The organism is Bythopirellula polymerisocia, from assembly GCF_007860015.1.
Lineage (GTDB): Bacteria > Planctomycetota > Planctomycetia > Pirellulales > Lacipirellulaceae > Bythopirellula > Bythopirellula polymerisocia.
On record NZ_SJPS01000006.1, the window covers coordinates 61,245 to 77,697 of the forward strand.

The following is a 16,453-nucleotide window of genomic DNA, read 5'->3' on the forward strand; positions in this document are numbered from 1 at the left end:
GTGGCGAGCCGGAAACGTAAGCTTCCGGTTGGGTTGTCAATTGTCCGTTAATTTGTATTCCGCAAGTCTCTTAAACTGGAATGAAGGAAGACGGTTCTTCCCACTGTCCCATTTCTTCCTGGAAGGTTTGGCTCTTGTCGATTTCTATCTGCCCGTCGTCGGCCACGCGGATAGCATAACGCTCCAAGGGACGCGGGGCCGGACCTTCAAAGTTGATGCCGTCTTTGTAGAAACCACTCCCATGGCAGGGACATTTAAATTTCTGCTCGGCCTCTAACCAGTTCGGGGTGCATCCCAGGTGGGTACAGACCGATTTAAGAGCGAAAATCTCTGGGTGACCGTTAACTTCTGTGTTCACCACCCATACACCGAACTGGGCCTTAAACTTGGTTTGCACCTGCCCGGAGGGGAATGCATCGGGAAAACCAACTTTGAATTTGCTCGGCGGCTCACGACGCACGTTGGGAAACATAAACTTCAAGGTCGCCAGTGACCAGAGGGCTCCAACGGCTGTCAGAAGCCAAAAACCCATGTTCAAGAAGCCGCGACGTGTTTCATCAGCGGGCTCTTTAGGTTTTGCTGCTGCCTTGCCTTTTGCGTAGGCTGGCTTCGCAGGCATGGGAGGGACCACGATCTGCGGCTTGGCCTTCGGAACGGGATCCGCCTTCTCTTTGGCGGCCGCCTCGGCCTTGGAGGTTGGCCCTGCTTTCGATGATTTTTTCGCGGCAGCCAGAATACTCGCGGTATCGCGGGGTTCGCTCGGTGACGCTTCAGCTTGCTTCTTCGCGGCGACCGGCTTAGCCTTCTCCGCAGCGGGTTTCGGTGCAGGCTTTTTCTCCGCTGGCTTGGCGGCAGCAGCTCCACCCCCACCACCACGGGCGGCGGCTAGCATCTCGGCAACGCTCATGCGTCCCCCGTCGGCGGCCTTAGCCGGTGCGGGGTTGCCTGACTTCGGCTCGGGGGATTTTGCTTGGGTTGGCTCCGCAGCAGCTTCGGCTGGTGGAGCCTCCGCGGGCTCGGCAGAAGACGCACCGTCCCCACCGTCAGCCTTGCGGGCTGCGGCTAGCATCTCAGCCACAGACATCTTTTTCTTTTCGGCCATCGCTCAATCCATCCGCACATCAACACCTGTGATCCGTCCCACAGCTCGTCCCTGCGAAAAATCGCCCGCATCAAGGAATTGATGGAGCCAGGAGCTTTGAGAGAGTTTTACACCTGAGACCACCAGCTGCAAGCCCTTTGTTGATAGGAACTTAGGACTTTCTGTTGGCACTCAACATAGTTTGTGACAATTTTCACAATCTATTTTTGTTAGGCTACGATGCCACCTCTTAATTGTCAACCGCCCTTTTTATCAGAACGTTCACTAACTGCGTAGGGACCAATCCGCAAGAGCGTCCCTGTTGATTGTTGATGCCGCCGCGCTTTGGATATGGAAGCGAGTTACGTGGCCAGTCAGATTTGGGTAAAATCTCGACTACGATTGTTGCAGGTTAAGCACCAGGGTTGGTCGAGAACAGGGCATTTGAAATGAAAGTATTGGTGGTCGGCGGTGGAGGACGCGAACATGCCTTGGCTTGGAAGATTGGTCAGAGCAAACGGGTCGAACAAGTATTTGTCGCTCCCGGAAACGCCGGAACTGCGCAAGATGACTCGGCACCCATCGAAAATGTTGAGATTGGTGACACCGATATTGCCCATCTGCTCGCCTTTGCCAAGAAGAATTCCATCGGTCTGACCGTAGTCGGTCCCGAGGCTTCACTGGCAGCGGGAATCGTCGACGCATTTTCTGCCGAGGGCCTGCGCATCTTTGGACCCAACAAGCAGGCCACCGAACTTGAAGCCAGCAAGGTTTTCTGCAAAAACCTGCTCCGCCATGCCGATGTGCCGACAGCCGATTTTCACACATTCCGCGATGCAGAAAGTGCCCTGTTGTTTCTCGACGAGCGCGAGGACTCGTCGCTGGTGATTAAGGCAGATGGGCTGGCCGCGGGCAAAGGGGTCATCGTCTGCGCAAACAAGGCCGAGGCACTAGAGGCCGTCAAGCGAATCACGGGCAGCGACGAATTTGGCGCAGCTGGCAAGCAATTGGTCATCGAGGATCGACTTGTCGGCCAAGAGGCGAGTGTGCTGGCGATCACCGACGGCCACACGATTCTCATCATGCCAGCCGCGCAAGATCATAAACCGGCCCATGATGGAGACAAGGGACCTAACACGGGCGGGATGGGCGCCTACAGCCCGACTCCGCTCGTGACCGACGAGCTAATGCGCAGTATCGAAGAAAAGGTGCTTGTCCCCACGGTGCATCAACTCAAGCGCATGCGCCGGCCTTTCAAGGGGGTCCTCTACGCCGGCTTGATGATTACCAAGCAGGGCCTCAAAGTTCTGGAATACAACGTCCGCTTTGGCGACCCCGAGTGTCAGCCGCTGGTGATGCGACTTCAGAGTGACTTGGTCGACGTGCTCGAAGCCGCCGCCGATGGGCGACTTGATGAAGCAGCTGAGATGGTATGGGACCCGCGTCCTGCGGTTTGCGTCGTGATGGCTAGCGAAGGCTATCCGGGCGAGTACACCAAGGGGCACCCTATCCGTGGTCTTACAGAGGCCGCGGCGGTGCCAAACGCCAAGGTCTTTCACGCTGGCACAAAACTCGTGGACGGGCAGGTCGTCACCAATGGCGGCCGTGTTCTAGGAGTAACTGCGTTGGGCAACAGCATCTCTGCCGCAAAATTGCAGGCTTACACGGCAGTGAAATGCATTCGCTGGAACGGGGCTTGGTGTCGCAAAGACATATCTGATAAGGCTTTAGAGTAAGCGGCATCCTCGCACTATCGAGGATTCCATTTGCTTGCACAAACAAATCGCTCTTGAACTCTTTGCCAGGAAGATGCGTACAATATTCAGCGCAGATTGTCCTGCCTCTCCCCAGCAACGAAGCCTCAGGCAAACAGAAAACTCTATGCTCGGCGGCACATCCAAGTTTCGTACGGCACTCGCATTGCTTGCAGCATTGGGCATGGTTGTCCCTGCCTGGGCAGCCTCACCCTGCTACTGTGGCCAACGAGAGGGAGGCTGCTCACAGCAACCTGCCCAGACTCGCTCTTGTTGTACCGCTCACAAGACTTGTTGTTCTGAACAGAAAGCTCCCGACTTTGAGCTGGATTGCCCGAGCGGCAAAACCTGTGCTCACTGCCCATGCTGTAGCGAGGGACCGCTACCGGCTCTCTCCACGCCACCATCAACTGCCGTCTCTACGGACCAAGACCAGGCAATCGTCAATGGTCTCACTGCACTGTTACCTTCTCCCGACGCACAACTTTGCTTTTATCTTGCCCAAGAACGGGGCAGCCCGCCGGGCCACCCTGCATTGCGTCTCCATGCACTCAAGTGCGTGTGGTTGAATTAATGGATCGACGAGAACTTTCTTAAGTTTTTGTTTCTATTAATTCCATTACAGCGAGAACAATTCTCGCAGGAGATTTCAAATGTCTTTTACTAGTAAACTGCTAGCCGGTGCTTTGGTTGCCGGTGCTTCGACCTTCGGTTTCAACGCTTTCGCTGCCAACAGCAGCACCGCAGCTTGCTGCAGTGGTGATTCGTGCAGTTGTGAAGATTGTGGCTGCGCCGATGGCAGTTGCAAGAATTGCACTTGCGACAACTGCCAATGCGGCGATTCTTGCAACCGCGAGTGAGCCTAAATCAGTTGAACTGAAATCAACCGACACCCCTCGGCTGCCACTACGGTAGCCGAGGGTTTTTTATTAGAAGTCTCCGTGGGGTAGCCATGCTGGCTGCCATTCGAGAGATTCTTCCTAGAAAAAATGGAGAATCTCTATCGGAACCAATGATAGCGTGGTGCTATTATGCGAATACTCTAGCTGCGACTATCACCCACGCATCTTAATCACAAGCAAGCCAATGCCAGTTCTCCGAATCTTCTTGCCATCGTTTTGCTTGATTCTTACAGTCTTGTTCGAGTCGATCACATGGGGCGATATCTACGAGTGGGAGTACATCGATCCTGCTAATCCTGCGTTAGGAAAGCGAGAAAGCTCGACACTGGTTCCTGATGGGGCAGGGGTGGATTCGTTGCCAGGGGCGAATCTGCGAAATCTTGATTTGACGATGGCCTATATGATCGAGGTTGATCTTAGTAATTCGAACTTCTCCAGAGCCATACTTACCGACGTAAGTTTCAATCAAGCCAATCTAACGGATGCCTATTTCTATCGATCCACAGTTACGAATGTCGATTTTTCTGGAGCCGTCGTTCAAGGCGCGAATTTCAGCGGAGTGGTTAACTTTAATCTCCCTCAACTTTACTCGACGGCTAGCTATCAGACAGGTGATCTGAGTGGGATCTGGCTGAGTGGGTACTTCGACAACAGCAATTTTGCAGGTATGAATCTTTCTGAGGCAAGCTTCGCTAATGCACAACTAAACAACGCGAACTTTAATGGAGCAACTCTCACGAACACAGCTTTTAACGGTGCAAGGCTGGGCAATGCAGATCTGAGAGGAACTGACATACGAGGAGCAAATTTCGAATATGCGATTTCTCGCGGATTGATTGATGTACAAATTTACTCTACTGACAGCTATCAGTTGGGTGATCTTAGTGGTATTCGTCTGGGACGGAATGACCTAATGGGCTGGAACTTTGCGGAAAAATCAATGCCTCATGCTCGCCTTGATTATGCCGACTTAACCGACACAACTTTCAATCAATCGAACCTTGAGAATGCAAACGTGTCTGACTCTAACTTGACCAATGCCGATTTCCAGCTAGCGAATCTTGCAAACGCCAACTTGAGTTTGTCTACGCTGACCAACGCCGAGATGTTGGGAAGTGTTGTGCGTGGCGCCAACTTTCGGGATACCACCTCCAATGGTTTTACCTCCTCTCAACTCTACTCGACAGGTAGTTACCAGACTGGCGATTTGAGCGGAATATCGTTATCGGAGAACGACTTGAGTGGCTGGAACCTAGCAGGGAAAAACCTGTCAAAAGCGAATTTCTACTCTGCTGATCTGACTAACGCCAGTCTTAGCAACGCCAACCTAGAAGGTGCCATCCTCAACTCCACCAGTTTAGAAAATGCTGACTTGACCGGAGCAACCTTATTGATGGCAGATTTTAGTAGCACCACGTCCAAGGGGCTCACTGCCGAACAGTTTTACACCACAAGCACCTACCAAGCTGGCGATTTGGCCGGTATTTCGCTCGCGGGAAACGATCTAACAGGCTGGAATTTTGCCGGAATGAATCTAGCTCATGTGAGTTTTGCTTCCGCCAACTTGGTTGATACCGATCTGTCGGGTGCAATCGTTCGTGGTGCCAATTTTCAATACGCAAAAAAAGAAACACTCCCTGTCGGAGTATTCTACTCGACTGCAAGTTATCAGGTTGGCGATTTAACAGGAATCGGGTTCAGAAACAGCCAACTTTCTGGCTGGGATCTCTCCGGGAAGAATCTCTCAGGTGCTGATTTCTTTAAGGGAAATCTGACTGATTTCGATTTCAGTTATGCGAATCTCGTCGATGCAGATTTTTCCTACGGAGCGCTCAAGCATGCCAACTTCAGTGATGCGAAATTGACCAATGTACGTTTTTACGATACCTCGCTTGTCGAACCAAATTTTAGTCATGCACAACTTGAGAATGCGTACTTCTACTCCCGAGATTTGAGTAATGCGGACTTTAGTTATGCTGACTTGTCAAATGCATTATTTTTTGGCTTTCGCCTGACGAATGCAGACTTTACAGGGTCTGAAATCCGAGGTGCAAGGTTTGGGGAGGACGTCGCCTCACGAACGTTTACAGTAGAACAGCTTTACTCAACTGCGAGCTACCAAGACGGTGATCTGAGCGGGCTTAAACTTGAGGGAATGGATCTTACTAGTTGGGACTTCTCAGCAGTAACACTCGCAAATGGGGGATTTAGCTCTTCTATTTTATTCGCCGCAGACTTCCAACATGTTAATCTTACGAATGTTGAGTTCAGTTATGCAAAATTGAATTTCGCCGATCTTTCTGGTGCTGACACCCGTGGGGCTCGATCACTCAGGTTGTATGAAGTGATCACGACGAATCTGATAATGCCCGATGGGACAATTCTGGGCCTGGATATTATGGACAGCCAGAACTTGATTGTTCGAGACTATGATGGCAATTTAGATCGCTCTGAGCCGCCTATTCCAATAATCGTCAAAAACGGGTTTGCGATGTCTGAAACTGCTCGCCTACGTATGATCTTCGAGGCAGATCAGTGGGATTCGATAATTTCATTCCAATTCCGCATACCGATTAATGTCGACGGACTGCTAGAGTTGCTATTTGCACCAGAAGTTGATGTCTCAACTCAAATTGGCCGCACACTCAAGTTGTTCGACTGGACAGGCGTCTCGCCCACCGGCACATTTGTCATCGAGAGTTCCTACAAGTGGGACATTTTTAAGCTCTACACCACTGGCGAGGTAACCCTGCTCGCTGTGCCTGAACCGAGCAGTATTTTATTGTTTTTTTTGGCGATTTTTTCGGGAGTCACCACTCGGCGGATTGCACTTCATAGGCCGGAACAAGCCGTGTGCCGTTCCGGCAAGTGACCTGGTTAAGTCGGCGGTGCCGGAACTCGTGAAACTCGTTCGACCTACGAATTCAAATCACTGGTAACGAACGCGACGGCAATTAGCTATGAACGCTTCACCGACAATGAGCATCACCCAGCTTCCCGGTTCTGGGACTGGTGAGAGTGGCGGCCCAGAGATACCTGCCTGCTGCTGCCAGATTAGAAAGTCTCGGCCATCAACGTCTCCATCGCCATCGGCGTCTCCGGTTGTTCGAGTCGCCCCGCTGAGAACGTGATAGCCGGCTTGCCAAGTGGCGAGGTCCGCTCCATCCGCGCTGCGACTGAAGTTGAAATCGCTCGGGGCAAACTCAAAGATGCGAAAATCAACCACTACGGGCAGATGGTCGAAATAGGTCGTCGAATTTCCGATGGTCACGTCCCGCTGTTGCAGGCCGGTGGCGGTTCGATCTGCCGAGGTCATGCTTACTGTGTTGAGGACAAACTTGTTTCCCACATCGAGCGCGCTGTCGGAGTAGATCACATAGTCGAGCAGACTTCTCGAATTGCCACTGCGCCACGTGTAGTCGGTCGTCCCCGTGGCGTTGTGAACCGGTTGGGAGTCGGTAAGAAAGCTCCCATCCCAATCAGGGGGCGAGTCGCGGCCATAGGTTGTCTCATTAAAAATGTTGCCCGTGATGAGTGTGTTGAGTGGACCAGGGCCCCCCACAGTGTTCAAGTCACCCAAGACGGCGAACGGAGTGCCGGGTGCAAGCTCAACAAATCCTCCCGGCGTTCGGGCATCTTGCAACCAGTTCACGATGGCATCCGATTGCTTCTGTCGGCGTACGTCTTCCTCGCTCCCATTGCCGCCACAACACTTGTAGTGATTATTAATTAGATAGAAATCAGTTGGAAACTGATCGTCTGGCAAATCGACAAGTGCGATTGCTTGCGACTTGTCTCCCACGGGGTAAGTATTCGTCCGCTTGAGCGACAGCGGATATTTGCTGACGATCACATTGTCGCCACCCATGAAGACATTCCACGATGAACCGGGAAGCGGGGCGATTGAATTCATGAGATTCAGCACGTCACTGGCATTCTTCGGCGTGCAACCGCAGAACGGGTCGCCAATCTCCTGGAGGTTCAACAGGTCCGGATCGAGTGCATTTACTACCCTGGCAAATTTAGCCGCCTGCGTGGCATCGCGGTCGGGGAAGATGGTGTCCCACAACACGTTGTAAGTTACTACCCGCAGGTCCGTCGCTTGCTGGCGATCAATGAATGTGCCTGTATTGCCCCAGGTTGGTACCTGCGTCTGTAACCAGAGAACACATGCCAAGGCTCCCCACCGAGTGAAATTTAATGCCATACTCATGCCACAAGCAAAACCAGGTCGAACCCGATTAGAGCTCAAAGTCTCCTATCATTTAGAAGTAGTTCAGCGAAACACGCATACTCTTGCCGGAAGAGTGCATTGTACTCGTAAGTGGCATTTGCGATACTAATCCGCTTGAAATTTCCCCGCCGCACCCAGCCATGATCCAGTAAAACCATGCCTTTCCACGATTGCACCCCACAGCTCGAAGCCCTCCTCGACGAACGTATCCTCGTTCTCGATGGGGCCATGGGGACCCAGATCCAAGCCCTTGAACTCGACGAGGCGGCCATCCGGGGCGAGCGATTTGCCGATCATGACCGCGACCTGAAAAACTTTGCCGACATCCTGTGCATCACCCGCCCGGCCGACCTTACCGCTATTCATCGACGGTATCTTGAGGCAGGAGCGGATATCGTCGAAACCAACACCTTTGGTGCCAGCCCCGTCGGCATGGACGAATTCAACCTCCCGTTGGATCTGGTGCGCGAGATCAATGCCGCGGCGGTGTCTTGTGCCCGGCAGGCCTGCGACGAGTTCACCGAGCGGACCCCCGACCGCCCCCGCTTTGTGGCAGGCTCGATCGGCCCAACGACCAAGCAAACGGCGATCAGCACGAAGGTCGATGACCCCAGCTTTCGTGCCGTGACTTTTGCTGAAATGGCCGATTCCTATTACGCCCAGATCGCAGCACTGGTAGAGGCCGGCGTCGATATCCTCCTGCCCGAAACCGTCATCGACACGCTCAACCTCAAGGCATGCCTCTTCGCGATGGAACGCTACTTCGGCGAGATCGGTTGCCGTGTGCCTGTGATGATCTCTGCTACCTTTGACAAAGGTGGCGCGACGTTTGTCTCCGGCCAAGAAGTCGAGGCCTTTTGGACGGCCGTCTCTCACTTCCCGATGCTCTCGGTCGGCATGAACTGCGCACTCGGCCCGGAGTTGATGCGGCCCCACTTGGAAACACTCCAGCACGTTTCTTCAGCGAGAATCAGTTGCCATCCAAATGCGGGTCTCCCCAACGAGATGGGACACTACGACCTCGATCCCGCTCAGATGGCCTCCCTGGTCGGCGAATTTGCCGACGCCGGCTGGCTAAACATCGTGGGAGGTTGCTGTGGTACAAACCCCGATCACATTGCGGCAATCGCTGCGCGGATACAAGGTGTGCATCCTCACAAGCCCACCAGCATAGAACCACTCTTGCGGCTGAGCGGCACGCGCCCTATGACTCTGCGCCCAGAAAGCAATTTCTTGATGATCGGCGAGCGGACGAATGTTGCCGGCTCCAAGAAATTCGCGCGGCTCATTAAGGAGGAAAACTACGACGAAGCCATCGAAATCGCCCGAGGACAGATCGAAGGTGGCGCAAACATCATCGATATCAACATGGATGAGGGCCTGCTCGATGGTGAGGCCGTGATGACAAAATATCTGCGGCTGATCGCGGGGGAAACCGACATTGCCGCCGTTCCCGTGATGATCGATAGCAGCAAGTGGACGGTCCTCGAAGCAGGTTTGCAGGTCGTGCAGGGCAAATCGATCGTCAACTCGATCAGCCTCAAGGATGGTGAGGAAGAATTCCTCCGCAGAGCGCAACTCTGCCACCGCTACGGCGCGGCGGTCGTCGTGATGGCTTTCGACGAAGAAGGGCAGGCAGCCGACGAAGAAAACAAAGTCCGCATTTGCCAGCGAGCCTTCAAGCTACTTACCGAAAAAGCGGGGTTTGCAGCAGAAGACATCGTCTTCGACCCCAACATCCTCACCGTCGCTACGGGCATGGAGGAACACAATAACTACGCGGTCGACTTCATTAATGCGACCCGGCGGATTAAGCAATCGTGTCCTGGTGTCCACGTTTCAGGTGGTGTGTCAAACGTCTCCTTCTCGTTCCGCGGCAACGACGTAGTCCGCGAGGCAATTCACTCCGCGTTCTTGTATCACGCCGTCCAGGCCGGGCTCGACATGGGAATTGTCAATGCTGGCCAATTGGCCGTCTACGAAGACATTGAGCCGCGGCTCAAAGAAATGGTCGAGGATGTGCTGCTCAATCGTCGCCCCGACGCCACCGAACGGCTCGTCGATTTCGCTGAAACCGTGAAAGGGAAATCGGGGGAAGCAAAAGTAGAAGATGCCGAGTGGCGCAGTGGCCCAGTCGAAGAACGTCTCAAACACGCCTTGCTCAAGGGCATTGTGAAATTCATCGACGAGGACACCGAGGAGGCTCGACAGAAATATGATACCTGCCTGAAAATCATCGAAGGACCTTTGATGGACGGCATGAGCGTGGTGGGAGACCTGTTCGGCGCGGGAAAAATGTTCTTGCCCCAGGTCGTGAAAAGTGCCCGCGTGATGAAAAAGTCTGTCGCGTACCTCACTCCCTTCATGGAAGCGGAGAAGGAAGCTGCCGGCACGGCGGGCCAGGCACGCGCGAAAGTGCTGCTGGCCACCGTCAAAGGAGATGTCCACGACATCGGCAAAAACATCGTCGGGGTTGTGCTCGGTTGCAACAATTTTGAAGTCGTCGATCTTGGTGTGATGGTCCCTTGCGAAAAAATCCTCGAAGCGGCGATTGCCGAGAATGTGGACGTGATTGGCCTCTCGGGACTCATCACGCCTAGCCTCGATGAGATGGTCCACGTCGCCCGCGAAATGCGCCGCACAAAAAGCGAGAGACCGCTCTTAATCGGCGGTGCAACTACCAGCGCGAAACACACTGCTGTAAAAATTGCCCCTGGTTATGACCACTGCGTCGCCCATGTGCTCGACGCCTCGCGTTCGGTGGGTGTGGTCGAAAAACTCATCAGCCAAGACAACAAGCCGCTCTTTGAAGAGGCAAACCGCAAGCTGCAAGAGCAGTTGGTCGCTTCCTACAATCAAAGGCAAGCAGTTCCTTTAGCTTCTTACGCGGAAGCCTGTTCTAAACGGTTTAACTGCGACTGGGCGACGATTGACATTCCGAAACCAGCCTTTATCGGCACACGGGTGATCGATGATTTCCCTCTCGCGGAACTGCGAGACTACATCGACTGGTCCCCCTTCTTTCTCACATGGGAACTCAAGGGGAAATACCCAAAAATCTTTGAGGATGCCGTCTTGGGAACAGAGGCACGCCGCTTGTTTGACGAAGCGCAGGCATTGCTCGATAAGATCTGCAACGAAAAACTGCTCCAAGCCCGTGGCGTCTACGGTTTCTGGCCCGCGGCCAACTTAGGGGAAGACATCGTGGTCTACACCGATGACTCACGCACTCAAGAACGTTGCCGATTCTACGGCCTCCGCCAGCAATGGCAACGCAAAGGGCAGGACACTTTTTATTCTCTCTCTGATTTCATTGCTCCACCTGAAGCTGGAAAACTCGATTACCTCGGAGCCTTCGCAGTCACCACCGGCATCGGCTGCGACGAACTCGCCGACGAATACGCCGCCGATCACGACGACTTCAATTCTATTATGGTCAAGGCGCTTGCCGACAGATTGGCCGAAGGATTTGCCGAATGTCTGCACTCTCGCGTCCGGAATGACTGGGGCTACGGCAAGTGCGAACGATTCTCGAACGAAGATCTCATCTCTGAGAAATACCGCGGCATCCGTCCTGCTCCAGGCTACCCCTCCCAACCAGATCACACCGAGAAATGTACACTTTTTGATCTGCTCGACGCCGAGAAACAAACCGGCATCAATCTGACTGAAAACTACGCCATGCACCCGGCATCCAGTGTGAGTGGGCTTTATTTTGCGCATCCCGAGGCCAAGTATTTTGCCGTCGACCGCATCTCGCAAGAGCAAGTGGCGGACTACGCAAAGCGCAAGGGGATGAGTATCGCTGAAGTCGAACGCTGGCTGGCCCCCAACCTCGGCTACGAACCAAGCTAAACGCCCAGACTAGCATAGACAAATAGAGCCACTCCCGGGGCGATCTAAATCTCTGAGTGTTACATGCGTTGCTAGGGCGTCTCTACCGGTTCCTTTGTCTCAGCTGGCTTCTCCGCCGGATCGAAATTCAGTGCTGCGGAATTCATGCAATATCGCAACCCTGTAGGCTGCGGGCCGTCATCGAACACGTGCCCCAGGTGGGCATCGCAGCGGGCACAACGAATCTCAGTGCGAACCGAGAAAAACGAGCGGTCCGAATGCTCCGAGACATTCTTTTGATCAATCGGCTTGTAGAAGCTCGGCCAGCCGGTGCCCGATTCGTATTTGGTCTCTGAACTGTAGAGGGGCAATCCACAGCGGACGCACTTATACTCACCGGCCTTTTTGTTGTCCCAATATTCATTCTTGAACGGTCGCTCGGTCCCTGCTTCGGTAGTAACGTGGTACTGTTCAGGAGTTAGCTTTGATTTCCAATCCACTTTTTTCCAATCAATCTCAGCTTGCGGATCACTCAGGGGGGACGAATTTTTCATTTCGGCAATCTCTTCCTTTGATTTCAGTTTGCCGTGAAATACCTTGCGGAACTTGTTCAGCTTCGGCCGGATTACATGTTTGCAGTAAGGCTGCGAGCGGTTCAGAGCAAAGTAGTCTTGATGGTAATCTTCGGCGGGATAGAAGGCGTCGAATTTGGTGATCTCGGTGACAATCGGATCGGAGAAGGCCCCAGACTCGTCGAGCTTCTGCTTGTATTCTTCTGCCAGGCGCCGCTGTTCATCATTGTGGTAAAACACCACCGACCGATATTGCGTACCGACATCCGCGCCTTGTTGGTTCAAAGTCGTAGGATCATGCGTCATCCAGAAGACTTCGAGCAATTCTTCGAAACTGATCACCTGCGGGTCGTATTTCACTTGGATCGCTTCAGCATGCCCAGTGAATCCCATCGAGACCTCCTTATAAGTGGGGTTCTTCGATCTTCCACCGCTGTAGCCAGATACGGCACTTTGGACACCCTGCAATTCACGAAAGACCGCTTCAGTACACCAAAAGCACCCGTTGCCAAAAGTGGCCGTTTCCAGTTTGCTCGTCGAATTTGAATTGCCCAAGTTAGCCTTATTATGCATATCAGGAGTCTCCGCTAGTATGATCCGCGAGGGTTGCAATAGGAGGATAGCCCCACTTAAGACACCGGTAGTCACCAGAGTAATTAACAAGATGCGATGGTTACGCTTTGTCATTTTAGACCTCCGCATAGTAGTGTGTGAATTGAGAGTGGTCGATCACCTACACTTGTGACGCAACAGACCACCACTCCTTACGGATTTTACCCCCGGAAATGGGAAAAGTCACCAAAGAATCAGTTTCTGGAGCTCTATTACGAAGGATCTTTGAGGAGACTCGTTTTCTGCGAAAGAAGCCAAGGACTATGTCTCCCCAGAGTCTTATCTCCATGACCTTAACTATTCAGAGCGAACCAAGATCGAACGTTCCCCTTTGTTGACACGTGCCTGGACCGGCGACGGTTGAGGGGCGGGCAACTGCTCGGGGGCCGATTTATTTGTGCTTGTTGCCTCGGTCGAGACAGCTGAATCGGTAGCACTGCCTAACTGGGGGCCAACCGTGCGATTGGCCAATTCAGCCAAGATCCCCCGAGTCTGCGCAAAACTCGCCAGGCTCGATATCTGAGAGAATGCCGGATTGTTGGCCACACGATTAAATCGATCCAGAGATACTTCCAATGCTTCAGGATTCACGGCTTCTTCGTCGACGACTTCTGCTGGCAAATCCAGGAATCCTTGCCAACTCTCTGCCGAGCTAAATCGGTTGAGTTCATTTTGTAAAGCTCCATCGACATTGGCCAGCGCTGATTGCAGACCATTGACATCCATTTTGTCCAAATCAGAGAGCGTAAATTTTGGGATAGCGGGAGATTGCATGGCAGTTACCTGCCTCAAACCGGAAGCAGCGCGTCGAGCGGCTAGCTTACTTGCAGGAGTCTCGGGTTTCTTTTGATCTGGTGATGCAGGTGTGGGTTGAACTTCTTCTTGGGCCACGAGGTCCTGCTGAGCCTGCAACCGCCTGGCTAGTAGTCCGCGCAATCGTGGCAAGGGGGCAATTGGCGCGGCAGCAGGGTCTCCTGGCGCCGCTACGGGGGCTTGGGCTGCGGCTCGGCGTTCCCGCAGTCGTCGAATAATTTGCCCCTCCACCTGAGAGGTGAGAAGCGAATCAATAGTCATAAGTAGCGATAGATATACAATGAGGCGGGACATGAGGAATCCTTTCGCAACGAGTAGGAAGGACGAATGACTTGAGAAGTCGGCAGGTTTGTTGTTGGGTGGATGCTTATTCTAGCGGATTGGACTCCACTTGGGCAGAGGCCTCTTTCCCCTGGAAAAATGCCGTTTTCAATGGAGCCGAGTCTCTCCGAGACTCGGATTGGCAGCGAATAGGTCGCCGCGAATATGAATGTCAGTTTCTGAGAGACCGAACAAAATACTAGAACCCGTGACCGCTCGTGAACCCACGGTGGTTGAACCGCGGACGGCCCTTTTCCTTCCGTTGCTGCTGCCGAATTGGACTACGGCGCTCCATGCCGCGGTAAGCCGCATTCTTGAGTGCTTGTCCAGCGATATCCAGCAGCACACGCATCAGGACGTGAGAAAAATCTCCTTCGTAGCTGCGGTCCCTTTGCATGGGTGGCTCTTGGTACCAAGGAGGAGCGAACTCCTGGGCGGATTGAATCGCCGACCAAAGTTGGTCGCGGTCTATCCGTCCCCGCACGAATTCTTCTAAATAAGAGTCGATTGAAAAATCGCCTGGGAAAAAAGAGCGGCTCGAATCAAAGTCCGTCCGATGGAATTCCTGCCAGACGCGTTGCAGATCGCTGGATCTTTCTCTCCAGACCTGTTGCTCTCGCGTTAGTTGCGAAGCTTCTTGCTTGTTCTTTTTCAGTTCTTCACCCCGTCGCACAATCTCAGCCACGATCTTGTCATCCTCAATCTGGGGAGTGGAGCGTGAGGCATTCTCTAACCGCCAGTCCTCCAGATTCGAGAGAAATACCTTCATCCGATTGACAGCTTCCAGGTAGTACTCGTTCTGAATTCCTTCTAAATCGCCAAGCTCTTGCCGGTGTTTGTCAGTAAGTGATTGTTGATTGGCGATCGCAGCGACCACGCGGTCACGCCGGTTGCCCACCTCCTGACCTTCACGCATTACTGCCGTCAGTCCCAGCTCGTCGGCATAGCGATCCTCGATCGCCTCGACCTGTTCCATCAGGCCATTAAACTGGTCTCTACGACGGGTTACTTCTTGAGCAACCAACTCGGGAGTCACGCGCAGGAAATCGTAACTTCGCCTGGCCCGAGGGTAGTCGATCATTTTGGCGACCCAGCGATCAAGTTTCTTCGTGAGACCTTCTTTCTTGTATTCGGCTGTCCCGTAGGCCCGTTCGTGCAGATATTTGAACAAGCGATTTTTCTCGTACGAGGGGAGTTTCTCGGCGGCTTCGGCCTTGATCTCGGTCACGCGCTGCTCATTGCGATTGAGTTCTTGCTCGGCGGTGAGAGCTTCCTTGGACAAACGCTGAAACTCGCCGTCTGCTTCCAATCTCTGGGCGACTACCTTTTCCAGCTCTTCCCGACGAGCTACTTTTTCGTTCAGCCGTTCGGTGACTTCTTCGAGCTCTTTTTCTAATCGAGATTCTTCGCTGGCGTCGGTCTGCAGTGCCCTCTCTAGTTCTCGCTCCTGGCTTTGTTTCTTGCTTAAGATATCTACAAGCTGATTGCGAACTTCGGCAAATGTTCCCGCGATGGTCTGCTGGTCGATATTGGGAAGATAGTGCTCCGCCAATTGCAATAATGCTTGCCCGCGACGCTCGACTAGCTCGCTCATCGAGCGATCAAACTGACTCATTGCAGCATTGCACTCTTCGAGGTGATTGTTCACCCCAGAGACGGCTTGCTGAATTGCGTGCCCCACTGATCTCCCCGAGCGGACATTTCCGTTCATGATGCACTCGGTTCCTGATAAGTCTCAGCAGATTTATTGTCTGAGTCATGGGCCTCTGAATCACTGAGTGGAATGGCGGTAGCCATCGGCAGTTCGTGACAACCGGCGGCTAGCACCGTACCGCTCAATTCTCTAGACGGCAGCACGACCACGATCAATAGACTCCACAGCAAGGCCACGACGGCACCAATTCCTATCGCCCACTTGATGATGGTTACCCGTCGCACATAGATATGTGCCATCAGCACTGAGAAGCTCCACTTAGGTTCTTCAAAAGTGTGCAGCTTGTCGTAGTAGTTCTCGATAGCCGTGTCGATTTGCTCAGCCGTCAATCGCTCGCCCATCACTTGGGCTGCCTCGAGCAGCCGCTCCCTCAAGCGAACTTTAATTTGGTCCAAGTTCAGTTGCTCTTCAACAACGTCATGCTCTTTCCTCAGAGCTGTAGCCACATCCATGATTCGCAGCATTTCCTCCAGGCTGAGTTGCCTCGGCTCGGCGGTGCCTACGACTTCAGGCTCCGACTCGATTTCTGCTGGCGGTTGTGCGATTTGAATCTGGGGCATCGAAGAATTGTCTCTAAGTGGGACGCTGTTTCTTGCTGAAGGAATTTGCTATGCTG

General features: G+C 53.3%; 10 protein-coding genes. 4 read left to right on the plus strand and 6 right to left on the minus strand.

Annotated elements, in window-relative coordinates; translation table 11 throughout:
* Positions 1-70: 70 nt before the first annotated feature.
* The gene (locus tag Pla144_RS17865) at positions 71-1,102 is read right to left on the minus strand and encodes a QcrA and Rieske domain-containing protein (RefSeq protein ID WP_146452073.1); all 1,032 of its coding nucleotides are present in this window, start codon (positions 1,100-1,102) and stop codon (positions 71-73) included.
* 428 nt (positions 1,103-1,530) lie between these two features.
* Between Pla144_RS17865 and purD the strand changes: the two genes are divergently transcribed.
* From purD to Pla144_RS17880, 3 genes are all read left to right on the plus strand, one after another.
* On the plus strand, positions 1,531-2,817 hold the full coding sequence (purD, locus tag Pla144_RS17870; RefSeq protein WP_146452074.1) for a phosphoribosylamine--glycine ligase: 1,287 nt from the start codon (positions 1,531-1,533) through the stop codon (positions 2,815-2,817).
* A gap of 671 nt (positions 2,818-3,488) precedes the next feature.
* A complete protein-coding gene (locus tag Pla144_RS17875; RefSeq protein WP_146452075.1) occupies positions 3,489-3,695 on the plus strand; it encodes a hypothetical protein in 207 nt (68 codons plus the stop codon).
* A gap of 226 nt (positions 3,696-3,921) precedes the next feature.
* Complete coding sequence (locus Pla144_RS17880) at positions 3,922-6,609, plus strand: pentapeptide repeat-containing protein (RefSeq protein WP_146452076.1); 2,688 nt, start codon at positions 3,922-3,924, stop codon at positions 6,607-6,609.
* Positions 6,610-6,666: 57 nt separating this feature from the next.
* Here Pla144_RS17880 and Pla144_RS17885 read toward each other — a convergent pair whose 3' ends face one another.
* Complete coding sequence (locus tag Pla144_RS17885; protein ID WP_146452077.1) at positions 6,667-7,950, minus strand: endonuclease/exonuclease/phosphatase family protein; 1,284 nt, start codon at positions 7,948-7,950, stop codon at positions 6,667-6,669.
* Between the two features lie 177 nt (positions 7,951-8,127).
* Between Pla144_RS17885 and metH the strand changes: the two genes are divergently transcribed.
* Positions 8,128-11,826, plus strand: coding sequence for a methionine synthase (gene metH / locus Pla144_RS17890; RefSeq protein WP_146452078.1), 3,699 nt, complete (start codon positions 8,128-8,130; stop codon positions 11,824-11,826).
* Positions 11,827-11,897: 71 nt separating this feature from the next.
* Here the strand turns inward: metH and msrA are convergent, their stop codons facing one another.
* The 4 genes from msrA to Pla144_RS17910 form a co-directional block, all read right to left on the minus strand.
* On the minus strand, positions 11,898-13,064 hold the full coding sequence (gene msrA, locus Pla144_RS25170) for a peptide-methionine (S)-S-oxide reductase MsrA (RefSeq protein WP_146452079.1): 1,167 nt from the start codon (positions 13,062-13,064) through the stop codon (positions 11,898-11,900).
* Positions 13,065-13,286: 222 nt separating this feature from the next.
* Positions 13,287-14,096: a hypothetical protein gene (locus Pla144_RS17900; RefSeq protein WP_146452080.1), complete on the minus strand. Its 810-nt coding sequence runs from the start codon at positions 14,094-14,096 to the stop codon at positions 13,287-13,289.
* 226 nt (positions 14,097-14,322) lie between these two features.
* The gene (locus Pla144_RS17905; RefSeq protein ID WP_146452081.1) at positions 14,323-15,834 is read right to left on the minus strand and encodes a hypothetical protein; all 1,512 of its coding nucleotides are present in this window, start codon (positions 15,832-15,834) and stop codon (positions 14,323-14,325) included.
* Complete coding sequence (locus tag Pla144_RS17910; protein ID WP_146452082.1) at positions 15,831-16,397, minus strand: DUF6384 family protein; 567 nt, start codon at positions 16,395-16,397, stop codon at positions 15,831-15,833. Before Pla144_RS17910 ends, Pla144_RS17905 begins: the two co-directional genes overlap by 4 nt.
* Positions 16,398-16,453 lie beyond the last annotated feature (56 nt).

Excerpts from the sequence above, each read along its gene's own strand:
- Pla144_RS17865 (WP_146452073.1), bottom strand. The coding sequence starts at position 1,102 with ATGGCCGAAAAGAAAAAGATGTCTGTGGCTGAGATGCTAGCCGCAGCC.
- purD (WP_146452074.1), top strand. The coding sequence starts at position 1,531 with ATGAAAGTATTGGTGGTCGGCGGTGGAGGACGCGAACATGCCTTGGCT.
- Pla144_RS17875 (WP_146452075.1), top strand. The coding sequence starts at position 3,489 with ATGTCTTTTACTAGTAAACTGCTAGCCGGTGCTTTGGTTGCCGGTGCT.
- Pla144_RS17880 (WP_146452076.1), top strand. The coding sequence starts at position 3,922 with ATGCCAGTTCTCCGAATCTTCTTGCCATCGTTTTGCTTGATTCTTACA.
- Pla144_RS17885 (WP_146452077.1), bottom strand. The coding sequence starts at position 7,950 with ATGAGTATGGCATTAAATTTCACTCGGTGGGGAGCCTTGGCATGTGTT.
- metH (WP_146452078.1), top strand. The coding sequence starts at position 8,128 with ATGCCTTTCCACGATTGCACCCCACAGCTCGAAGCCCTCCTCGACGAA.
- msrA (WP_146452079.1), bottom strand. The coding sequence starts at position 13,064 with ATGACAAAGCGTAACCATCGCATCTTGTTAATTACTCTGGTGACTACC.
- Pla144_RS17900 (WP_146452080.1), bottom strand. The coding sequence starts at position 14,096 with ATGTCCCGCCTCATTGTATATCTATCGCTACTTATGACTATTGATTCG.
- Pla144_RS17905 (WP_146452081.1), bottom strand. The coding sequence starts at position 15,834 with ATGAACGGAAATGTCCGCTCGGGGAGATCAGTGGGGCACGCAATTCAG.
- Pla144_RS17910 (WP_146452082.1), bottom strand. The coding sequence starts at position 16,397 with ATGCCCCAGATTCAAATCGCACAACCGCCAGCAGAAATCGAGTCGGAG.